This is a genomic window from Gillisia sp. Hel_I_86, from assembly GCF_007827275.1.
In the GTDB taxonomy this organism is placed as follows: Bacteria; Bacteroidota; Bacteroidia; order Flavobacteriales; family Flavobacteriaceae; genus Gillisia.
Genome location: NZ_VISE01000001.1, coordinates 545,373 through 568,004 on the forward strand (window position 1 = coordinate 545,373; position 22,632 = coordinate 568,004).

A 22,632-nucleotide genomic window follows, 5' to 3' on the forward strand; every position below is an offset into this window, starting at 1 on the left:
GTGAAGGGTTTTGGGTTGCGGGTTCAAGGTTTTGAATTTTGAATTCTGAATTAATTAGCTACTTCACTGATGAATTTAATTCGATAAAGACGTAGTTCCTCATCTTCATATTCGCCATCAAACTCTTCTATGGCTTCTTCAATTTTATCAGATTCAGCTTCTAGAAAATAATCATGGATTTCTTCTTGCTGCTCTTCATCCAAAATATCGTTCAACCAGTAATCTATGTTGAGCTTGGTTCCGCTATATACAATAGCTTCCATTTCCTTTATAAACTCATTCATCTCCATCCCTTTTGCAGAAGCAATATCGGTCAAGGGAAGTTTTCTATCTACATTCTGAATGATGTACAATTTGAGTCCGCTATTTGCACCTGTGGATTTCACTACAAAATCATCGGGTCTTATAATATCATTTTCCTCTACATAATTGCTAATGACCTCAACGAATTCCTTCCCGAATTTCTTGGCCTTTCCCTCCCCAACTCCATGAATATTACCAAGTTCTTCGATTGTTACTGGATATTTTAAAGCCATATCCTGAATAGAAGGATCTTGAAACACCACAAATGGCGGTACATTCTGTTTTTTAGCTACACTTTTACGAAGCTCTTTTAGTATTTTCACCAATTGCACATCGGCATCGGCACTGCCTGCTTTTGGAGTGTTGGAATCAGCTTGTGACAAGTCATAAATATGATCTTCTGTCATCATAAACGAGCTTGGATTTTTAATAAAATCGTTCCCTTTCTCGGTTATCCTTACCACACCATAGGTTTCAATGTCTTTTTTCAGCATTCCCGCCACCAAGACTTGGCGCACAAGTGCTGTCCAGTATTGCGCACCTTTACCTTCTCCTTTTCCGAAAAGCGGATGTTCATCTGTCTTATGAGAAAGGATCAAGGCATTGGCTTTCCCAATTAAAGTTTTTACAACCTCTTTTGCTTTATATATTTGATTGGTTTCCTTTACTGTTTTCAGCAAAAGCACAACCTCATCTTTGGCTTCGTGTTTCTTTTTAGGGTTTTGAACGTTATCATCCATGGAAGCTCCCTCTCCTGTTTTTTCATCGAAATGTTCCCCAAAGTAATGGAGTAGAAATTTACGACGAGAGATAGAAGTTTCGGCATATCCAACCACTTCTTGGAGCAATGCATGCCCAATTTCCTGTTCTGCAACAGGCTTACCACTCATGAATTTTTCCAGTTTCTCAATATCCTTATAGGCATAATATGCCAAACAATGACCTTCTCCCCCATCCCTTCCGGCACGACCAGTTTCCTGGTAATAACTCTCCAAGCTCTTCGGGATATCATTATGAATCACAAATCTCACATCTGGCTTATCTATTCCCATTCCAAAAGCAATAGTTGCCACCACGACATCTATATCTTCCATAATGAACATGTCTTGGTGTTTAATGCGTGTTTTTGCATCTAAACCGGCATGATAAGGAACCGCTTTAATCCCGTTTACCTGAAGCGCTTGCGCCAATTCCTCTACCCGCTTTCTACTTAAACAATAGATGATCCCAGATTTCCCTTCATTTTGCTTAACAAAACGAATAATATCTGAATCTACATTCTTTGTTTTTGGCCTTATTTCGTAATATAAATTGGGACGGTTAAAACTTGCTTTAAAAGTCTTGGCATCTGTAATCCCAAGATTCTTGAGGATATCCTCTTGCACCTTTGGCGTAGCAGTGGCTGTAAGCCCAATGATTGGAATATTATCCCCAATTCGTTTTATTATATGTCTTAAATTTCGATATTCTGGTCTAAAATCATGACCCCACTCACTAATACAATGAGCTTCGTCTACCGCCATAAAAGAGATTTTCACCCCTCTTAAGAATTCAACATTTTCTTCTTTTGTAAGGGATTCTGGCGCAACATAGAGCAGTTTGGTAATACCGTTGGTGATATCTTCCTTCACCTGCTTGATCTCAGACTTATTTAAAGACGAATTTAACACATGCGCTATCCCGTGTTCTGAAGAAATCCCGCGGATCGCATCCACCTGATTTTTCATTAAAGCGATTAAGGGAGAGACCACTATTGCAGTTCCTTCTTCGATTAAAGCAGGGAGTTGATAACAAAGGGATTTCCCGCCACCAGTGGGCATAATAACAAAAGTATTGTGTTTGTTCACGATACTTTTTATTACTTGTTCTTGTAGACCTTTGAATTGACTGAACCCAAAGTACTTTTTTAGTTGTTGGTGTAAATCGATTTCGGTAGAGCTCATTAAATCGTGTTACAATTTTATTTACATTTGCATTAATAAAGATACATATTTCTTTAGGATTCACAATTCATAATTCTACAAATTTGAAACTAGAAGAAAAAATCCTTTCTGTTGCCAAAGACACTATTTCCATTGAAGCAAAAGCGATTGCAAACCTTGAAAATCTCATTGACAAAGATTTTTCCAATGCCGTTGAATGCATCTACAACTCTAAAGGTAGGGTAATTATTACTGGAATTGGCAAAAGTGCGATTATTGCAAATAAAATCGTTGCTACCCTTAATTCTACAGGTACTCCCGCAGTCTTCATGCATGCTGCAGATGCTATCCATGGAGATCTTGGAACCATTTTAACAGACGATGTGGTGATATGCATCTCAAAAAGTGGAAATACTCCAGAGATCAAGGTATTGGTGCCCCTTATTAAAAATTTCCATAACAAACTTATCGCGATTACAGGAAATAAGGATTCTTTTTTAGGAGTGCAAGCTGACTTTGTTTTGAATGCCTATGTAGAAATGGAGGCTTGTCCAAATAATTTGGCCCCAACCACCAGCACAACAGCCCAATTGGTTTTGGGAGATGCTTTAGCTGTTTGTTTGTTGAATTTAAGAGGGTTTTCCAGTAAAGATTTTGCAAAGTACCATCCTGGGGGCGCCTTGGGTAAAAAACTATATTTGCGCGTTAGCGATATTACAGCTCAAAATATGCTGCCACAAGTTTCACCCCAAACCAATGTTAGGGATGTGATCATTGAAATTTCCGAAAAAATGCTTGGAGTAACCGCAGTGATTGAAGATGAAAAAATTATAGGAATTATTACAGACGGGGATATCCGACGGATGCTAAGGAATAATGATACTTTCCTGCACCTTACGGCCGCAGACATTATGAGCAAAAACCCTAAAACAGTAGCTCAGGATACGATGGCAGTTGAAGCCTTGGATGTTTTGGAAAAGAATAAAATTTCTCAACTTATTGCAGTTGAAGATGGTAAATATGCTGGAATCGTGCATATTCACAATTTAATACGAGAAGGAATTATATAATGGGAAACGTGGGTTCACCAGAAGAGGAAATGTCTTTCCTCGACCATTTAGAAGATCTAAGATGGCATTTAATACGCTCTACCTTGGCAGTTTTAATAGCTGCTACAGTTGCGTTTTTAGCCAAGGGCTTTATATTTGATGTGCTTCTTTTTGGACCCAGTAATGCCGATTTTTGGACCTATGATATTTTATGTAGAATCTCTACCATGGTAGGTGTTGATGGGGGATTTTGCAACAACGAAATGCCTTTCTCAATTCAAAGCAGAACCATGGGAGGTCAGTTCTCGGCACATATTTGGGTTGCAATAACGGCAGGATTTGTAATTGCTTTTCCATACGTCATCTATGAGTTTTGGAAATTCGTGGCTCCGGCAATGAAGGATAATGAACGTAAGAATGCACGTGGCTTTATTTTTATTTCCTCGGTACTGTTTTTTCTAGGGGTGCTTTTTGGATACTATGTAATTACCCCTTTATCAATCAACTTTTTAGGAAAATATCAAGTAAGCGAAGTAGTTTTAAATGAATTCGACCTTAGCAGTTATATTAGCCTTGTAAGAGCTTCAGTTATTGCAAGTGGCTTAATATTTGAGCTGCCAATCGTGATTTTCTTTCTCACCAAGGTGGGTGTAATTACCCCCGACTTTTTAAGAAAATACAGGAAATATGCTTTGATTGGAGTTTTAGTGCTTTCAGCAATTATAACCCCACCAGACATTGTAAGTCAGATAATTGTAGCAATTCCTGTTTTGGTTTTATATGAAATAAGTATTTTCATCTCCAAAATTGTATACAAAAGGCTTCAGAAGGAAGAAAGAGAGCATAAAAATAAATTAGCTAGAAAATAATAAAATGGCGAATAAAGTTGAGGAATTCAATTCATACAGAGAGCGTATGAATGATAAGATCTTGGGAGATAACAATAAGATCATAAAACGGATTTTTAATCTGGACACCAATGCTTTTGCTGCAGGAGCATTGGATGTTAAGACAAAAGAACTCTTAGGGTTAGTGGCATCTACAGTGTTAAGATGTGACGACTGTGTGAAATACCATTTAGAGACTTCCTATAAGAACGGATTGAAAAAAGAGGAGGTTGTGGAAGCATTAAGCATCGCGACTTTAGTTGGCGGTACCATTGTTATTCCACATTTAAGAAGAGCCTATGAATATTGGGATGAGCTGGAAACCAGTACAGAAAATCTTTAGTGTTTTCAACTGTCTTTACCTCACCCCATAATCAATAAATAAATCTATGAAGTTAAAAGCCGAGAATTTAGTAAAATCATACAAAGGCCGGCAGGTTGTGAAAGGAATTACCGTGGAAGTAAATCAAGGCGAAATTGTGGGGTTACTGGGTCCAAACGGGGCTGGAAAAACCACTTCTTTCTATATGATCGTAGGTTTGATAAAACCAAATGGGGGAACTATTTATTTGGATAATGAGAACATCACCAAATTTCCAATGTACAAACGGGCCCAATATGGTATTGGATATTTAGCGCAAGAGGCTTCTGTTTTTAGGAAGCTGAGCATCGAGGATAACATTATGAGCGTGCTGGAACTCACCAAATTATCAAAAAAAGAACGACATCTAAAAATGGAATCTTTGATTGAAGAGTTTGGACTTGGACATATTAGAAAAAGCAGAGGGGATCTATTGAGTGGGGGTGAACGTAGACGTACCGAAATTGCCCGTGCCTTGGCAACCGATCCAAAGTTCATCCTTTTGGACGAACCATTCGCCGGAGTAGATCCAGTTGCAGTAGAAGATATCCAACGAATTGTAGCGCAACTAAAGAACAAGAATATCGGAATCCTAATTACAGATCACAACGTTCAGGAAACCCTGGCTATTACAGATAGAACCTACCTCATGTTCGAAGGCAACATCCTTAAGCATGGTATGCCAGAGGAATTGGCTGAAGATGAAATGGTTAGAAAAGTATATCTCGGTCAAAATTTCGAGTTAAGAAAAAAGAAGATCTTCGATTAGGTTATGCAAGTTCCCCTTGCCTAGGACTACTTTTATTTGAAATAATAGAAAGTAATATATAACTAGCAATGATCAATGGAATAGCTATAAATTGAAAAATAACGATCATCACTAAACAAAAGGCGATAAACGAATATCTCAGTTTATTCTGTTTGAAGGACCAATCTGAAAATTTCAAGGCAAACAACGGCACTTCTGCATTTAGGATATAGCAGCTAAAAAGTGTTAATCCCACCAAAAACCATTCATTAAGGATCAATGAAACTGCAATGGGATGGGGCTGGTATACCAAAATTAAAGGTAAGCTCAAAATAAGCAATGCATTTGCAGGTGTAGGAAGCCCAATAAAGGAATCTGTCTGACGATCGTCTATGTTGAATTTCGCCAACCTATATCCAGAAGCTACTACAATTAACAAACCAAAAATTGCCAAAAATGGAATGTCCCATTCCAACCAAGTACTGGCGGCATCGGCACTCCAACTATCTGCCGTTGGATCTGAAATCCCCGGAAGGGCCCTTAAAAACAACTGGTACATTACAATTCCTGGGACCAATCCGCTTGTAATCATATCGGCTAAAGAATCCAGCTGCAACCCCACTTCACTTTTCACATTTAAGGCTCTGGCAGCTAAACCATCAAAAAAGTCAAAAAAGATCCCTAATCCAACAAATAATGCGGCCATTATAAGGTTGCCCTGAACTGCAAATATTGCGGCTATCGAACCGCATAACATATTTAAGCCTGTAATTATATTAGGAATGTGTTTTTTTAAACTCATGTGGGTTTATTGTTTCAGGCTTCTAATGTAATTATATGTATATCCGTTTTATGTCCTAAAAGTTCTTTGTCACCCTGAATTTATTTCAGGGTCTCATATCGTATTGATTCCCATTGAAATGAGATTCTGAAACTCCCGAACGGTCGGGACAGAATGACGTCCTTTTTCCGTTTAGGATACTTTACGGACAAACAAAAGTAATTATTTGCAATCAAAAGAATCCAAAAATTTATGCAATAATAAATAAATATTCAAATCATTGTCAACAGAAATTCAAATTAACCAAGATTTTCGTTATTCCCTCTTGCAATATAAAAGTCTTTGCTATTTTTGAACAGAATTGAATTTTTATGAAAAACCTCTTTTTCGCGATCCTTTCCGGTTTATTGCTTGCATTTGCTTGGCCCACCTATGGCTTTCCGCTATTGCTGTTTTTTGGTTTTGTACCCCTATTATATATTGAATACCAACTAAGAACATCCAGCGTACCGTTTTTAAAATTAAAGGTTTTTGGCTATAGCTATATTTCCTTCGTACTCTGGAACCTTATAACTACTTATTGGCTATATTTTTCGACACCATTCGGAGGAGCTTTTGCCATTTTGGTGAATTCCCTTTTAATGGCTTTTGTATTTTTACTCTACCATATAGTTGCCAAAAGAACCAATTTCAAAGCCTCTTCTGCCTTTCTAATCTCTTTGTGGATCGTGTTCGAAAAATTGCATTTAAACTGGGACTTTTCTTGGCCATGGTTAAATCTAGGAAATGGATTTTCCAGCTATATAAACTGGGTTCAGTGGTATGAGTACACAGGGACTTTTGGTGGAACCTTATGGGTATGGCTGGTGAACATTGCTGTTTTTAAATTCTTTTTACTTTATAAGGAACACCGAAAAAAGGAAATTTTGATTCGAAGTACCATTAAAATCAGCTTGATGATTTTTCTCCCTATTGCAATATCCTATTTACTTTTAGCCAATTATACTGAAGGAACCCAGAAAATTGAAGCTGTTATCCTTCAGCCAAATATAAATCCGTACACCGAAAAATATAATACCACCGATACTAGAATTGGAGAATTATTGCTAAAGCTGAGTGATTCCTTGGTTACCGAAAAAACCAAGCTATTGATTGCTCCGGAAACAGTTTTCGCAGATGGGACAGCTTTATCACAATTTCAAGGTTCCGAGGCTGTTTATTTTGGAAATGAGCTCATAAGGAAGCACCCAAATTTAAATTTATTAAGTGGGATCTCTATGTTCGAAAGGTTCCAAGATCCCGAAAAAGTGGGCAAACAAAGTAACTTTATTGGCCCAAGGGATTGGTATAACGATTACAACTCGGCTTTCTTTTTAAATTCTGAAAGCGAACCAGAATTATATCACAAATCGAAATTGGTAGTAGGCGTAGAAAATTTTCCTTATCAAAATATTCTAAAACCTATCCTTGGCAATATCATGATCGATCTGGGTGGTACGGTTGCCATGAAAACCACGCAAGAAGATCGGGAAATTTTTAAACTGAATAATGCACAAGCTACCGCCCCAATTATTTGTTATGAATCTGTGTATGGGGAGTACGTAACAGGTTATGTAAAGAACGGCGCAGATTTTCTTACCATCATTACCAATGATGCGTGGTGGGGAAATTCGCAAGGACACAAGCAACACTTAAGCTACGCCGGCTTACGAGCGGTGGAAACAAGAAAATCTGTAGTGAGAAGTGCCAACACGGGCATTTCAGCGTTTATAGATGAAACCGGACAGGTAACAAAAAGTTTGGGTTATGCAAAACAGGGATCTATAAAAAGTGAAATCACTGTAAACAACAAGCAAACTTTTTATGTGAAGCATGGGGACTATATTGCAAGAATATCCCAATTTCTTGCACTTTTCCTGTTTCTATTTTCAATAGTAAAATATAAGCGGCGTAGGTAATCCCCGCCCTGGTCCTTCATCCCATCCCTAGCCCTTCCCAAAGGGAAGGGGAAAAAGATATTTGCTAAAATATGGCGTTTTTGAAGTCCTCCCCTTTGGGGAGGATTTAGGTGGGGAGTTACTGCCCCCTAAAGAAAAGAATAGTACTAAAGGTCTTCAAGAGAATGTTAAGATCCAGAAATAGTCCTCTGTGTTTAATATAATAAAGATCGTACTGCAACTTTTCCAGGCTATCCGTATAACTGGATCCATAATTGGCTTTTACCTGTGCCCATCCTGTTAAGCCCGGTTTTACAATATGCCTGGTTTTATAAAACGGGAGCTTCTTAGATAGCTCTTTAACAAATACAGGTCTTTCCGGCCTTGGTCCAATAATACTCATTTCTCCTTTTAGGATATTAAAAAATTGAGGGAATTCATCCAACCTGCTCCTTCTTAGGAACAAGCCAAAGGAAGTTATTCTATGATCTCCCTTCTCTGACCACTGCGGGCCATTAATTTCGGCATCCTTCAGCATTGTCCTGAATTTATTGATCTTGAATTTCTTGGCATTTTTGCCAACCCTTTCCTGAGAATAAAATAAACTCCCTTTATTGGCCACAAGGTTGACCACAAAAATAAAAGGAATTAAAACAAAACATACCAACAGCCCTATCATGGCCATAAAAATGTCGAAAACACGAAGAAAAAAGAGATAAAATTTATTATGGTTGCTCCGGCTAAAAAGAAAAAACTTATAAAAATCCTTCCCGATATGCTGAACGGGCACCCTATAGGTTAAGTTTTCATATACTTGGGTATAATCTTTAATTGGAAAGCCTTGAATCAATAGACTATTAAGGTCCTTCAATAAAGACGCGGTAACATCTTTTGAACGAGTGCTGGAACTGGCCACCACAATCTCATTGATGTTTTCAACTTCAATTATAGATTTTAACTGCGATGCTTCAAATTTCTGTAATTCAGGATTGATAAATTGTTCTGAATTTTCCCCAGTATTAATATAACCAATGATCACATAATTAGGATCTGATTTCTGCAGCGCCTCTACCATTAAGTTTAATTCAGCTATATCCCCTATCAATAATGCTTTTTTGTAAAACCTTGGCGAGGAGATAAGTGTGATATACGCAAACCTCCAAATTAACAAAGCAGCAATCAGAGAGAGGAAGAAAAACAAGATTTGTAACCTATTTGCTGGTAAACTTGGTGTAAAATAGGGTGTGAGCATAAAAAAAAGAACTGTCGCAGAAACCGTTAGGATCACGTTCTTTAAAACTATTTCAAACTTACTTGCTTTTTGAAGATCGTACAATTCAAAGATACTAGAAAAGATCACCAAATAAACTATCAACACTAAAGTCCATGCCCAGTGATCTGGAGAGATCCTAAAATAATCAAATTCAAAAATAACACTTACCAACGTTAATGTAAAAAGTACCCAGAAGATATCCATTATCCGCAACAGGACTTTGCGTTCTGAAATATCAAAATGGACTAAAGGTTTCTGAGCCATATTCTATAGGGGAGCTTAGGTTCGGGTTGAAATCGTTTTAAATATAAAAATTTTCAGACTAGTATTTCCTTCCAATTCTCTTTAATCTTATCCCAATCGAAATTTAGCACTTTTTCTCGTGCTCTTGTAGTAATTTCCTTGGTAGGATCTGGGTTTTGAACTATCCAGTCCACCCAACTCGAAATTTCTTCTGGAGCTTGCTTATTTATAAGGATTCCATCTTTTATATGATCAATTAAAAAAGGCATCCCCCCAACATTGGTAGTAATTACCGGCAATCCAAGAGCCATTGATTCTATAACACTTAAAGGGCTATTATCTATATTGGACGTATTTAAAAATATATCAAAATTTGAAGCGAGAAGCGTCCAATCCTTTTTTTTGAGCTTTCCCGTGAAGCTTACCGGAAGGTCTTTGCTTTTGGCATATTTCACGCACTGTCCTAAACTACCATCTTTGTCTGGTCCAACCATGCATAGCTCTGCAGAAGGATATGTATTCAAAATCAGTTCCAAGGCTTTTATGGCCATAAGAGGATTATAGATTTCATTAAAAGCCCGCACCCATAACATTTTTGGTTGAAATTGATTACGCTCTTTAAAGGCGTAATCCTTAATTAAAATCGGGTTTGGGATATGATCGACTTTATGATAACCCAGGTTGATCACTTCATTTTTAAAATAACGGGAAGGAGAAACTATATGATACGCATTCCCTAATAATTTTTTTGTGGCAAATGTTGAATTTTCAAATCGATTCTTAAGATCTCCCCCGTGCAGAATCGGGATATATTTTTTATTGAAAAATCTTGCCAATCTGGCTATGATAATAGCATACCAAAAATTCTGTGTACTATACACATCGATCAAAACAATTTTAAATTTATTGGAGTTTTTAAGAAATGTAAAGATCATATCTGCCAGTCGCAGATATTTATTTTTTAACCCGGAAGCAGAATAAACATGAAACCCTTCAGATTCAAGCCCCTTTACGAGTGATTGATGTGAAGTTGGATTGGCTTTGGGGTCTGAAAGTTTATTACCTAAATATAAAATAGATTGTGCCATTAACTTAGCAGTTCGTTCCAATCATTCTTGACCTTCTCCCAGTCGAAATGCGAAACTTTTGCTCGGGCATTCAAAGTCATTTGGGCCGTAAGATCCTGATTCTCTAATAATGATTTTACAGCTAAAACCATAGATTGTTCATCCTTCCATGGTACTAACACCCCATTTTCTTGATGATCTATTAGGTCTTTCATCCCTCCAACATCTGTAGATACTATAGCCAATCCCAGTGCCATTGCCTCAATCACGCTTATGGGAGTGTTATCTATGTTGGTGGAATTCAAAAATATATCATATTCTTCAGAAACCTTTGCCCATTCTTTTTTCTTGAGCTTCCCGGTAAATATCACTTTTAAGCCATGCTTTTCAGCATAATCTTTACATTTTTTAAGGGAACCATCTTTTTCGGGACCCACCATGCAAAGTTCTGCTAAAGGATAATCCTTTTTAAGTTGCTCCAAAACCTTTATAGCCATCATTGGGTTATACCTTCCTTGAAAGCGCCGTACCCAAAGCAACTTGGGCGCAAAACTTTTACGCTCTTTAAATGGAAATTTATTGAGTTCTATTGCATTTGGTATTATTTGTAAATTTTTAAAACCAGCGCTATTAAAAATTCTGTAAAGAAATTGGGAAGGAGCCACATTCATTTTTGCTTTTCCAAAAAGCGCATTACTTAAGTCTTTGGATTCTTCTAACCTTGTAGGTAAATTACCTCCATGAAGAATCGGGATATAATCCAATTTATAAAATTGGCACGCTTTTGCAACCAGATAGGCATAATAAAAATTTAGCGCTCCATATGTATCAATAAGCACTATATCTGTGGATTTATGGTATTTAACTATCATCCCAAGCATTTCCACTAAACGCAAAGCCTTATTGTTCTTATTGGAAGCAGTCCTCACCGTATACCCTTCCTTTTTTAGCACTTTGCTAAAAAAGGAAATGTAGGTAGCGGTAAAGCTATTAATAGCTAAGTCGTTTCCTATGTACAGGAGGTTTTTTCTCATCAACGATATATAATAAAGCCAACCCATAAACAAAGGCCGGCAAGGCAATTCTCATGGCAGAATGGTTGATTGTTAAAAACCAAAAGGCCATAAAAGCTAAAAAATAATAATTGTTTTTAAACTTAAACCAAAATAGGACCGGAACAAATATAAGAATAAGTAAAGCAAATAAACCCAACAAACCGTGCTCAGACAATAAGCGGCTTAATTCATTATGAGAAGCAATTCCATATCCAAGTGTTTGCTCCCGGTACTCTTTTCCCTTGCCTACCCCTATGCCCATAAAAGGATGGTTATAAAATGCAAGTAGTTCTGTCCCCACTAGTTCAACTCTACCGGTTGTAATATCTTGTTTTAATTCTCCCTGCGCATTTTGATTTGCGTAGCGATTTTCTATCAAACCGAATGTTTTAATAGAGGAATAGCTCCAGATAACAAAAATAGAAACAAGTAGCAGAATTAACTTTAACTGACTTTGACTTCTTTCACTGACCTTTTGTTTATAATAAAAAATGAAAATAAAAGCGACAATGCTAATTAGAGCAGTTAAAACACCACCCCTGGAAAAGGTGATCACCGCCCTGTAACCCATAAGACTTAAAAGGAGTAAATCTATCAAATTTAGGAACCGGTGTTGTACAGTAAACAATCTTGTTACCAATAGAAATGCCCCAAGACCCAAAACGGTAGAAATCTGGTTAGGCCCATAACCACCTGTAGCAGCATAATTTCCAGACATACTTATAATTCCTTCTTGTAAAGTGGGCGTATATAGAAAAAGATAAAGCATCTGGGCAATTATGGGCAGCAATAACATGTTTATTACCATTTGAAAATCCTCTTTCCGGATCTTTTTGTAATAACAATATAATGCTGAAACGCCCAAGCTTACAGGCCCGCTTAAATTGAAAGCTATCTGATTCCGGACAGGTGCATTATAATTCATGGACAATGCTCCAATTACGATCCCTGGAATAAGTATTAATAAATAAGTCCAGAAGGGTACTGTCTTGGAAGAAGTTCCTTTAAAAAACATCCCGATCAAAAGGAAAACAATTACCGTATATTTTCCTGTTTCATAAAATATCATTCCATCCGTTTGCCGGAAGAATACCTCTGCTCCGGAAATATAGGCAGCTGCCAATAATGCTTCATTGTTCCGGTTTTCATTTTGAATGATTTTGAATAGAAAGTAAATTAAAACAGAAAGCAGGATAAAAGAGGATAGCGGTCGATAAAGGTATATTGCCAAAGCAATCCCTATATGAAGCAGCAATAACTGAACATACTGTACGTTAGGGTTTATTTGAGTACGGGCCATGGTTAACCTTTATGCAAATTTAATTTATTATATAATTTAAGAAATTCAGGAATATTTTTTTTTTCAGAATAACTTATTTCGATAAGATTCTGGAATAAGTTTCCATCTATGCTACCAAGATCAGGATTTTTTAAATAAAATAGTATCCCTTTAGCTAAAGCCTCATCATCCCGGACAGGAACTACCTTGCCATATCCTTTGACAAGATCACCACATAGCCCAACATCAGTACAGACAATCGGAATTCCGGCATTACCATATTCCAGCAAGGCCATTGGTAAACCTTCCGAATCTGAGGAAAGAACGCCAATTTTGGCATTTTTCAATAAGGCAAAGTTATTCATAATCTCTCCCTTAAAAATAATGTTATTGCCTATGTTATGAGTATTTATAAAAATTTCTAATTCTTTTTTATAATCATCATTATTATCCTTACCAATTAAATATAATTTAATGCCTGGATATTCTTTTACGACACGAAGAAAAGATTTGAGCAAATTTAGATGGTTTTTAGGAACTTTAAGATTGGCCAGGCAAACAATATAATCATCTTTAATAATCAGGCTTTCCTGAGGTCTCAAAAGGGGCTGATTAGGAACAAAATTCGGGATATGGATTTTGTTCTTCCCCTTAAGATATTTTTCTGCCCACAATAAAAGATCAGGATTCACAGTAATAATTCCATTAAATAAATAAGAAAATGTATATAGAATTGGGAAATTAAATACTTTTTTTAAACTACGGCCCCCGTAATGTTCATGCCACACAATTTTTATATTTGTTCCGGTAATTTTCAATAATCCTGCTAAAAAATAGGATGTCCCATGGGCGTGAACTATATCTATATTGTTATTTTTAATATACCGTTTCAGTTTTTTTAAAGCTCTAATATCCAGACTGTTTTTCTTTTCCAGCAAAAGATATTTTACAGAAGGTCCTAAAGCTTGTATTAAATCCCCTTCCATACGCGTACAACAAACAAAAGAACCTGACACATGCGGGACGAGGGCATTGGCAAGATTAACAGCCATTCGTTCTGCTCCGCCGGGGCGTAAACTATCTATTAGTTGAAGTACACGCATAACTTCTTTCTTGGTTTGGTGTTTTTTTTCCGTTTGACGTTTAGTGTTTAAATGTTCAGCGTTTAGCGTCGCTCCTATTTAAAAATCAACAGTGATCTTTTAGACAATATCTTGAACATTTAAACACTGAACCCTGAACATGAAACGCTTTTATTTTATCACATTTTTGATCCAGATCTTTGAATTGTTCTGGAGTAATTAGTTCCTTATCTAAAGTACGAGAAAGTTGCGACCTTAATACGGCGCAGGAACTACGTGCAAACCCCAGAAAATTACGAAATTCCAAATTCTTTCCTCTCCCAAGACCGTCAGCAATATTATCCATTATTGAACCGGAACTCCTATCCATTTGGTTCTGGAGTGCATATCGCTTTCTTAATGCTGGGTTGTTGAAAAGCTTCTCAAGATCCTGACAAATTTCTCTTACCAATTGTCAAACCTACAAATTTTCAAACTTTTCCATCTTTCCCATTTACGTATTGATAAAATTAAACACTCTTTTACCCCTGATCACTGAACGTTAAACTCTAAACGTTCAGAACTTTTTTTATTTCCTCTTCAAACCTTTCCAACGTATACTCCTGACTCCATTCCTGCGCCTCCAATGACATCCTCTTCATTTCCTCTGGAATCTGAATAAGTTCAATTATCTTCTCCACTATACCGTCTAATACCTCTTGGCTCGCCTCTCCCGCTCCTATCGGTTTGGACAGGTTCCTCTCCCAACTTTCAACTCCTACACTATCCACAGCCCTCTTACCTCTACCCTCTCTTATACTACCAGATATTAAAACCCCCCGACTCCCTTCCCCAAGCATCCATGGAATACAACTCACCGTCGTTGCAATTGGGATACACCCAAAAAACATTGCTTCTGCAACCGCTTTTGGCCAGCCTTCACTTTTTGAGGGAAGGATTAAAAAATGAGAATCTTTGTAAGCCTGCTTTAAAACTTCTAAGGATTCATTACCATGCAGATGAATGTAAGTTTTATTATTTGACTGGTCTTGTAATGAAGCCATCAGTTCTCCATCTCCATAAAAATGTAATTCAGCTTGTATATTTCTTTTATTCAAAGTTTCTACAACTTTTATTGCTATGTCAGGGCGTTTTCCAATAACAAGGTTCCCGACAAATAAAAATTTATAAGGGGTAGTAAATTCTTTATTTTTAATTTCTCTTTCCTTTTCAGAAAATGAGGCCGTAAAAAACGGAAGGATATTTTTCGTCTGCTTGGCCCATTTGCCATAAACAAGCACCGTCATATTCCGGGTAAGGTAAGTATTTGAAAGGATCCATTTCTGGAGCTTATAGCTTCTGGGTTGTTTCGAGTTTGAATCCCAGTTCCCGGCATATTTTGCTGTTTTGGGGGTTTGTGGGAAAAATATTTGGGCAAAACAGGCTATTAACCCAACGTTCCCAGGACATCGAAGATGTATATGATCTGCTCTTCGCATCGCACCCAGCATCCTGAAAAAGATCAGGGGAATAATAAAAATGGCTTCAACAGTTGCATTGAAGTTCATCAGGTGAAAACTTGGGATTTTAGTAAAAATAAGATGAGAATGGATATAGGACGCTCCGAAACCACTTCGTCTTCGGGGGTTGGGGGGCTTTCCATCCCTCGCCCTGATTGCTAACCAGGAGGGAGCCACAACTTCCACTTCCTCCACTTGCCGCACCCAAATATTCATCTCGCGCACATAAGGAATATAGGCATAATACCTTTCTTCCAATTCCTGATGAATTACGTGAGTGAATACGGCAAGTCTCATTACTTCAAAGGTTTACGAACTACACCAAAAATAGTTGGACCCTCAAATTTTAAGGATATAACCACTGGAATCATTTTAAAAAAACTTTTATTTCTACTTAAATAGGGAATTCTTTTCTTTCTCAACTTTATTACCTCAAATCCTGCATTCTCTATAATTTTATGCAGAGATTCAATGGTGAAGAAATTTAAATGAACTGGCGGACCAACCTGGTGTAAAACTTCTGAATTAGAATTATAGTTGTCTTTTTTCTTGTAATTTGGAACTGAGAACAATAAAACTCCCCCACTTGATAAACGTTCATAAATAAGTTTAAGGCACAATTTTAAATCCTGAATATGTTCTAATACTTCCCACATAAGGATTAGATCATATTTTTTTTTAAAGTTTTTTATGGATGAAAAATCACCTTCTAAAACATTAATCCCTAAATCCCTCGCTTTACTTGCGGTAGTTTTATCCAATTCCAAACCAGTATAATTATGGTTCTTAAATTTTTTTTGAATATACATTCCTAAAGTGCCTATACCTGCACCAATCTCAAGAATTTGCGAAGTTGGCTTCAACCATTTAGCTAATAGTAATTTTCTATTATAAGAAATAGTGGGTTTTCCATTTTTTAATAAATTATACTCAAAAATGCTCCGCCTTTTATAAATAGGATCATCAGCGTTATATAGTTCATTATAAATTGCTTCGAGCTGTGCCTGGCTGAAATGCTGAGAAGAAAAAATCAATTTGCAATTCAAACATCTCAGCAAACTGTGTGAATAATTAATTATTTCTGTCTTGTTTCCACAAAGTTTACACCTTATTCTTTCCATAAAAGATTAGATTTTTTTCTTTTCATAAATAGGCTTAACTGCATACACCTAAACATATGCTTATCAGATATCGCAGATTTTTCCCAATCTTCCCGGTGCCAGTCTTTGGCTTTTTTAAGGTTTTTTTCATCAGAAAGAGGTAGGAGCCCAGTTAATGCGCTCCATTTTGCATTCCCTAAAACCGCTCGGCGTTCTTTAATTTCGAAAGCATTTTCAAACTTATAATAGGTCTTTCTGGAAAAAGGCCATTCCCAGGCCTTGTCACTTTGAAAAGGACGGTAAAGGCTTCTAATTAATTTAATTGACAAGCTTGTTTGCAGGGGGTCGTGACTTATGATTTCTCCGTCAAGCTGAAGTTTTTCCTTTAGTTTAACAATAAGTTCATCCACATCTTTAAAATGATGCAGTACTCCATAAGCATAGATAAGGTGGAAATCCTTTTCTTCAAAATCTTTTGAAAAGAAGTCCATTACCTCTGCCCGGGCACCTGAAATATTTTCGAGTCGCCGGCTCAGATTGTCTATACCTTTTGAGCTTAGATCAATCCCAATATATTCATTTGAATGCTGTGCCAAGTATATACTCAGTGAATTTCCTTCATAACACCCTAAATCAAGAACTTTTTTTCCCGAAAGGTCCCCAAACCATGTTTTATGTAAGTTATAAATATCTTTTTCAACCCCTATATCCTTTTTAAGGTTATTTAATAAACCATTGCGAAAATAAGACCATAGACGGGTGGCAGGATTTTTTTTCTTAGAATCGTAAAATTCCTTTTGTTTTAGATTGATGGATTCTCTGTCAAATTTCATTCTGAATTTTTTCCATTTAATAAATCCATAAAATCATAAAAATTGTATTTAAGGGAAGCTTTCCAGTTTGGTGTCCTAGGTTTTGAATGATCTTTCATATCCCCATCAAAAACACTAAAGTAATCTTTATCTAATTTAGTAATAGAAAAATGGTGCATTCCTTTGTTAAACAATTTTATTTTATCAGATTTTGTCAAATATGATTTTATTATTCTTTTAAATTTTATATTCCTTCCCGTAATATTTAATTCGTATAATGATACACCGCTCCCATAGCCATTATTGTTTTTTTGAAATGGAATATACCACCGCCCTTCAATGTTAAAAAAATTTCCGGCCGCACGTGTTTCATCGCCTTTCCGTAGCGTAAATCGTTTGTCTTTTTTCCACTTTCCATTTAAAGATGCAGATGTATAAACATATTGGGTAAGATTTTCAGAACGGCCGCTAATAAGGTATAAAGAATCGGAAATTAAAATTGCAGGATCTTGAAGGGCCACATTTTTGATTAAAGTATCGTAAAGCTTCCAATTATTGGGGAAATTTTCAGCTTTGTATAATAAAACATGACCTGCCTGTTTCGTTTCCGGCAACATATAAAATGCTCCATTGTACTTAAAAACCTGCGGAAAAGAAAGGTGAAAATCTTCATCAAGCACTTCGCCTAAATATTCAAATTCTTGACCATTCTGGGATTTCAATAATCCTATATTAGCATTTCCCTCAGCCTGATGTTCAAAAAATATATAATATTCCTGGTTTTCCATAATCACAAAAGGATCGGCTAAAAATCTTGTATTTTGTGGCGTCCGGCTATTTAACCAGTCTGGGCTTAAAATTTGTATTGTTGAAGGTTCGAACTCTTCTAAAGGATTTTTAATATTTTTAAAACCTATAGACCAGCCACTTCCAGGAATTGGATAAAAACTATACCTTAAATTACTTATAAAAAGGGTAGTTACACCCAATGTGGCAAATACAGCAAGAATTATGAAGGATTTTTTAATCATTTGTTCCTGGTTCTTTAAAAAAAAGACTCCACCACCCGGCTATTCTGCCCAGGCTTTCGGTTAAAGCTTCTTTTTTTTGGCTGGTAGTTACCACATTTCCCAAACGAACCAAAGTTAACAAAAGTGCGATCGAATGCCACTGAAATCTGGCAAGGATTGTAGGTTTGGGATACTTAACCCTCCAGACATAAAAACCGTTCCTTATAACCATTTGACCATATTTAAAATGATTTGGCCGGCCACCTGCTTCATGAAGATGGTACACCTGTGCAGCAGTATTTAAATAAAGTAATCCTATTTTGGATGCACGAAGACAAAAGTCCATATCTTCATATAAACCATATCCTTGAAAATATTCAGAGAAATTGATTTGACTAAATAACTCCTTCCTGTAAGCCGAAACTCCACCCATAAAAAATTCAACCTGATGGATCTCCCCCAAGGGTGGATAATATCCAATTGAAAATCCATTAGAAAAAACTGGCATTATACCGGGAGGTCTATCACTTAACAATCCCAATCTCTTTCTCAGCACATTTCTACTTCCCAATTTCCGTTCCCATTCTTTATAATAATAGGCCTTAAACATTTTAGGAGATCCCGGAATGCTTTTTTTCCAGACTCTGGCATTTATAATTGCCCCACCCACTCCCACCGCACCAGGATGAATCGAAAATGTTGAAACTAAATGCTTAAAGTAATCTGGTTTTAAAACGATATCGTCATCCAGAAAACACAAAATTTCGGAATCCTGATGAGATTTTTTAACCCCTAAATTCCTTTGTTTTGTAAGCCCCCGGTGATATTTATCTACTTTGTAATATCGAAGGCTGGCGTATACATGATCATTCAGCATCTGTTCCGTTTGAGAATCGGGAGACCCATCTACGATGAGGATTTCATCTGGATACAATGTTTGTTTTTTTATAGATTCCAGTAATCTGTATAAAGAATGGGCGCGACAATAGGTGCAAATAATAAGGCTGAATCTCATAATAAAAATTTTAGCATATTGCCTGTGACCTTCTGGATTCTATCAAAAGTTTATCGGCCAATTTTCGGCTGTACATCCATTTTCTTTCCATTAACCTTATATATTTGATAGGATTTTTTATAGATTGTTTTGAATAAAATTTTATAAACAAAGATACCTTATAACCTTTTATCATCCAGGGCGTGTAATGCGTAAGTACTAAAAGCATCATTGTTGGAGATGGCTTTGGGATCATCTCTGTTAATTCCCAGGGAGCATTATTAGTTTCCCGAAACCCACCTCTTTCTGCTTTTAAATGAGTAATTTTAATCTCCGGATGATAAATAATATCCGCTCCTATTGATCTCAATTGTAATCCAAAATCTGTATCCTCTCCAAATCCATGCTCATATATTTTTCTAAACCTGCATTTTAGGGCATACTCAGCCGCTACAATTGAAGTGCCGGATCCAAAGGTTCCCCATTGCTTAATTTTATTAAATGTTGTGACTTCCGCTGGTTGCAGGCAGTTTAAATTTAGTGCAGAAATATCCAACCTATTGATCTCTAAAAGCGCATTTTTAAGAACATCTGGGGGCATTCTTAAATCATCATCGGCAAAAAATATCCATTTTGATCTCACCTCTTTAAGTGCCATATTTCGTGCCATGCAAGCTCCCGTTTTATTTACAAAACGATGTATTATCTCAAAGGGCCATTGCATTTCAAGAAGTTCCAAAATTTGAGAATTTGAACCAACTTCAGGATCCTGCTCTATTACTATAACTCGTGTTGGGCAAAGGCTCTGATCTTTAAGGTCGATTAGAACCTGCTTTAAATATTCAGTCCGTTTTAAAGTAGGAATCACTACATCAATAGTTTCATTCAATTCACTATGCCTTTGAATGTTTTTTGTTTTAATATCACTTAAAATAATTTCCCTGTTAAAGTTTTTTTTATTAAGAAATGCATTTATAAAAGCCAAAACAGGAAACTTGAATTCATATCTTATATAACAAAAAAGCAAAATAAATAGCCATTCTGTTTTGTAAAACTGGTAGACAAATTTAAAAAGTTTGGTTGTTGGGGCACTGTTGTTCCCATTTCTTGTTGCTTTTAAATCTTTTATCAAAAAAGGGTTTGAATAGCAAAAAAGAGAATTTTGTTGTCCCACTTTGGCAATTCCATTTATTATATAACCGAAATCATCATTATTCCTTGTTAAATCAAGAAAAGACCGGGCCACATTACTCCTAATACCACCTACATTTGCACTCATTCTCCAGGTAGGATAGGGAACATTGTAGTTTGGATTAATAAAAGGCAACTGATCTATATACCCAATAGTTTCAGGAAAATATTGCTCATTAACCGAAAAAGAGGCCATAATTAAATCATGATGGAAAACATTTTCAATTTCATTGATATTTAAATTTTTAAAAAACCGTTTATCAATCCATATAATTAACTCTTCGGGATAGGCTGTTACTACTCTTCGGAATTCCTTAGCCAAATCCAAAAACACAATAGAAACAGCCTTATTGTCCCTAATAATTTCTACTACTATTTTCGAATTTTCATGGACAATAATCAGCATATTAAAATATTAGGAGCTTTATAAGAATTAAATTTACGTTTCGTTATTTTATTATTTGATCAATAATAATCTGAATTTTTTTTGCCGGGTGCAGGTATTTCTCATAATACACCGCATTATTTTCCTGTATATTCTCCCGTAATTGAAGATCTTCCAATATATTAGATGTCAATTTTAAACAATCTTCTGCTGTTTCATAGGATAGATAATTTTGCCCTTCAATGAAGTTGCCCGGTAATTTGTATTTATCTATGGAAGTTGTTAAGACACATAAACCATTTGCTACATATTCTCCCATTTTAGCACCTATACTGTCTTCCAACCCATGATTTACAATGCCAATGGAGGAATTTTTTACTTCTTTAAGATACACCTTCCTGTGGTATTCATTTTCGGGAAGTAATATATCGGGACAAACTTCTTCAGAATATGCATCTCTTAAGATCCCACCCTTAAAGTTTGAAGAATAATTCTCGATTAGCAACCTGTTGATATCAATACGTTGTTGGTTTAAAAAGATTCTTTCCTTTTTTTTCCACTCTGTATCGTTATTACCGGGATTCCATAATCTCGCCCTAAAAATCACCTGATTAGTATGGCAAGGTTTTGATTCTAACCTGGAAAGTTCATTTACCGCAATACTATCTTTTACATTCATTATGCCTGAAAAAAATTTCCAGTATTTCAATGCATATTTAAATAATGAAAAATTTTGAAGAAAAAGCCATTTTAAACTCGGGTTTTGAAAATAAACCGGGTAGTAAAGACCGTATGGGACAAGTTTTTTCTTTTGGCCAAAATCTGTTTTAAGCAGCATCCTTTTTACATAGAAATCACTTTGCTCGTAGATAGTCTTGTAAATCCTACTATTATCTGCTAGGTCAAAGAAAACGTTCAATCCATTAAATTCAATCCTAAAAATATCGATTGGATATTTGTCTAGCTCGAGATTATAGCTTAGAACTATCTTCTTCTCCTTGCTCAGAATTTCAAGGCCGGCAAGGAGCTGACTGAAATGATGAAGTGTAGAATTAAAATGAACAACAACTTTATACATTATTGGGACTTTTATGATGCCAATATACAAAGGAAAACGCTCTTACCAACTGGGCATTTCAAAAGAAAAAAAACGTACTGAGTCATTTCGAAATGAGCCTTTTCGGCGATTGAGAAATCTCCCGATTCAAGACACAGATTTCTCGTCGCTGCGCTCGCTCGAAATGACTGGAAACTTCTATTATAAAAAGAACAAAAAACGTACTCAAAGTCATTTCGAAGGAGCTTTTTCAGCGATTGAGAAATCTCAACACTCAAGGCGCAGATTTCTCGTCGCTGCGCTCGCTCGAAATGACAACCCACGTCATTTCGAAGGAGCTTTTTGAGCGACTGAGAAATCTCATGGTCAAAAACGAGATTTCTCGTCGCTTTCATTATCCAATACTTAAAAATCCCAATTAAAATTAATTCTTGATATAAAATTAGCCCTTAAGGTAAAACCGCTCTGTCGAAATGACAACCCCGTCATTTCGCAATGAGTCTTTTCGGCGATTGAGAAATCTCATGATCAAAAACGAGATTTCTCGTCGCTGCGCTCGCTCGAAATGGCATTGCATCTTTTCTTCACTCTTCACCC

At 36.3% G+C, this 22,632-nt stretch carries 20 protein-coding genes; 5 read left to right on the forward strand and 15 right to left on the reverse strand.

The window, feature by feature from the left end:
- Positions 1-50 precede the first annotated feature (50 nt).
- On the reverse strand, positions 51-2,246 hold the full coding sequence (locus JM83_RS02340; RefSeq protein WP_144959001.1) for a RecQ family ATP-dependent DNA helicase: 2,196 nt from the start codon (positions 2,244-2,246) through the stop codon (positions 51-53).
- 83 nt (positions 2,247-2,329) lie between these two features.
- On the opposite strand from JM83_RS02340, the gene JM83_RS02345 reads away from it, so the two are divergent.
- The 4 genes from JM83_RS02345 to lptB are packed head-to-tail and all read left to right on the forward strand — an operon-like array spanning position 2,330 to position 5,291.
- Complete coding sequence (locus tag JM83_RS02345; protein ID WP_144959003.1) at positions 2,330-3,295, forward strand: SIS domain-containing protein; 966 nt, start codon at positions 2,330-2,332, stop codon at positions 3,293-3,295.
- Entirely contained in the window at positions 3,295-4,143 is an 849-nt protein-coding gene (tatC, locus tag JM83_RS02350; RefSeq protein ID WP_144959005.1) for a twin-arginine translocase subunit TatC, read from the forward strand. The genes JM83_RS02345 and tatC overlap by 1 nt, the downstream gene beginning before the upstream one ends.
- Positions 4,144-4,147: 4 nt before the next feature.
- On the forward strand, positions 4,148-4,504 hold the full coding sequence (locus JM83_RS02355; RefSeq protein ID WP_144959007.1) for a carboxymuconolactone decarboxylase family protein: 357 nt from the start codon (positions 4,148-4,150) through the stop codon (positions 4,502-4,504).
- 46 nt (positions 4,505-4,550) lie between these two features.
- Complete coding sequence (gene lptB / locus JM83_RS02360) at positions 4,551-5,291, forward strand: LPS export ABC transporter ATP-binding protein (RefSeq protein ID WP_144959009.1); 741 nt, start codon at positions 4,551-4,553, stop codon at positions 5,289-5,291.
- Position 5,292: 1 nt separating this feature from the next.
- Here the strand turns inward: lptB and JM83_RS02365 are convergent, their stop codons facing one another.
- Positions 5,293-6,072, reverse strand: coding sequence for a CDP-alcohol phosphatidyltransferase family protein (locus tag JM83_RS02365; RefSeq protein ID WP_144959011.1), 780 nt, complete (start codon positions 6,070-6,072; stop codon positions 5,293-5,295).
- 350 nt (positions 6,073-6,422) lie between these two features.
- On the opposite strand from JM83_RS02365, the gene lnt reads away from it, so the two are divergent.
- Entirely contained in the window at positions 6,423-8,009 is a 1,587-nt protein-coding gene (gene lnt / locus JM83_RS02370) for an apolipoprotein N-acyltransferase (protein WP_144959013.1), read from the forward strand.
- A gap of 118 nt (positions 8,010-8,127) precedes the next feature.
- Here the strand turns inward: lnt and JM83_RS02375 are convergent, their stop codons facing one another.
- From JM83_RS02375 to JM83_RS02435, 13 genes are all read right to left on the reverse strand, one after another.
- Entirely contained in the window at positions 8,128-9,525 is a 1,398-nt protein-coding gene (locus JM83_RS02375) for a sugar transferase (protein ID WP_144959015.1), read from the reverse strand.
- Positions 9,526-9,578: 53 nt separating this feature from the next.
- On the reverse strand, positions 9,579-10,592 hold the full coding sequence (locus tag JM83_RS02380) for a glycosyltransferase family 4 protein (RefSeq protein WP_144959017.1): 1,014 nt from the start codon (positions 10,590-10,592) through the stop codon (positions 9,579-9,581).
- The gene (locus JM83_RS02385) at positions 10,592-11,605 is read right to left on the reverse strand and encodes a glycosyltransferase family 4 protein (RefSeq protein ID WP_144959019.1); all 1,014 of its coding nucleotides are present in this window, start codon (positions 11,603-11,605) and stop codon (positions 10,592-10,594) included. The genes JM83_RS02380 and JM83_RS02385 overlap by 1 nt, the downstream gene beginning before the upstream one ends.
- Positions 11,562-12,926, reverse strand: coding sequence for an O-antigen ligase family protein (locus tag JM83_RS02390; protein WP_144959021.1), 1,365 nt, complete (start codon positions 12,924-12,926; stop codon positions 11,562-11,564). Before JM83_RS02390 ends, JM83_RS02385 begins: the two co-directional genes overlap by 44 nt.
- A 2-nt stretch (positions 12,927-12,928) precedes the next feature.
- Positions 12,929-14,008, reverse strand: coding sequence for a glycosyltransferase (locus JM83_RS02395; protein WP_144959023.1), 1,080 nt, complete (start codon positions 14,006-14,008; stop codon positions 12,929-12,931).
- Positions 14,009-14,093: 85 nt separating this feature from the next.
- The gene (locus tag JM83_RS19750; RefSeq protein WP_144959025.1) at positions 14,094-14,438 is read right to left on the reverse strand and encodes a four helix bundle protein; all 345 of its coding nucleotides are present in this window, start codon (positions 14,436-14,438) and stop codon (positions 14,094-14,096) included.
- A gap of 97 nt (positions 14,439-14,535) precedes the next feature.
- The gene (locus JM83_RS02405; protein WP_144959027.1) at positions 14,536-15,783 is read right to left on the reverse strand and encodes a glycosyltransferase family 4 protein; all 1,248 of its coding nucleotides are present in this window, start codon (positions 15,781-15,783) and stop codon (positions 14,536-14,538) included.
- A complete protein-coding gene (locus JM83_RS02410; RefSeq protein ID WP_144959029.1) occupies positions 15,783-16,607 on the reverse strand; it encodes a class I SAM-dependent methyltransferase in 825 nt (274 codons plus the stop codon). Before JM83_RS02410 ends, JM83_RS02405 begins: the two co-directional genes overlap by 1 nt.
- Positions 16,595-17,419, reverse strand: coding sequence for a class I SAM-dependent methyltransferase (locus JM83_RS02415; RefSeq protein ID WP_144959031.1), 825 nt, complete (start codon positions 17,417-17,419; stop codon positions 16,595-16,597). Before JM83_RS02415 ends, JM83_RS02410 begins: the two co-directional genes overlap by 13 nt.
- Positions 17,416-18,429, reverse strand: coding sequence for a hypothetical protein (locus JM83_RS02420; RefSeq protein ID WP_144959033.1), 1,014 nt, complete (start codon positions 18,427-18,429; stop codon positions 17,416-17,418). The genes JM83_RS02415 and JM83_RS02420 overlap by 4 nt, the downstream gene beginning before the upstream one ends.
- Positions 18,422-19,423: a glycosyltransferase family 2 protein gene (locus JM83_RS02425; protein ID WP_144959035.1), complete on the reverse strand. Its 1,002-nt coding sequence runs from the start codon at positions 19,421-19,423 to the stop codon at positions 18,422-18,424. The genes JM83_RS02420 and JM83_RS02425 overlap by 8 nt, the downstream gene beginning before the upstream one ends.
- 10 nt (positions 19,424-19,433) lie before the next feature.
- Positions 19,434-20,999, reverse strand: a complete 1,566-nt coding sequence (locus JM83_RS02430; RefSeq protein WP_144959037.1) for a glycosyltransferase family 2 protein — start codon at positions 20,997-20,999, stop codon at positions 19,434-19,436.
- Positions 21,000-21,042: 43 nt separating this feature from the next.
- Positions 21,043-22,056: a hypothetical protein gene (locus JM83_RS02435; RefSeq protein WP_144959039.1), complete on the reverse strand. Its 1,014-nt coding sequence runs from the start codon at positions 22,054-22,056 to the stop codon at positions 21,043-21,045.
- Between the last annotated feature and the right edge of the window lie 576 nt (positions 22,057-22,632).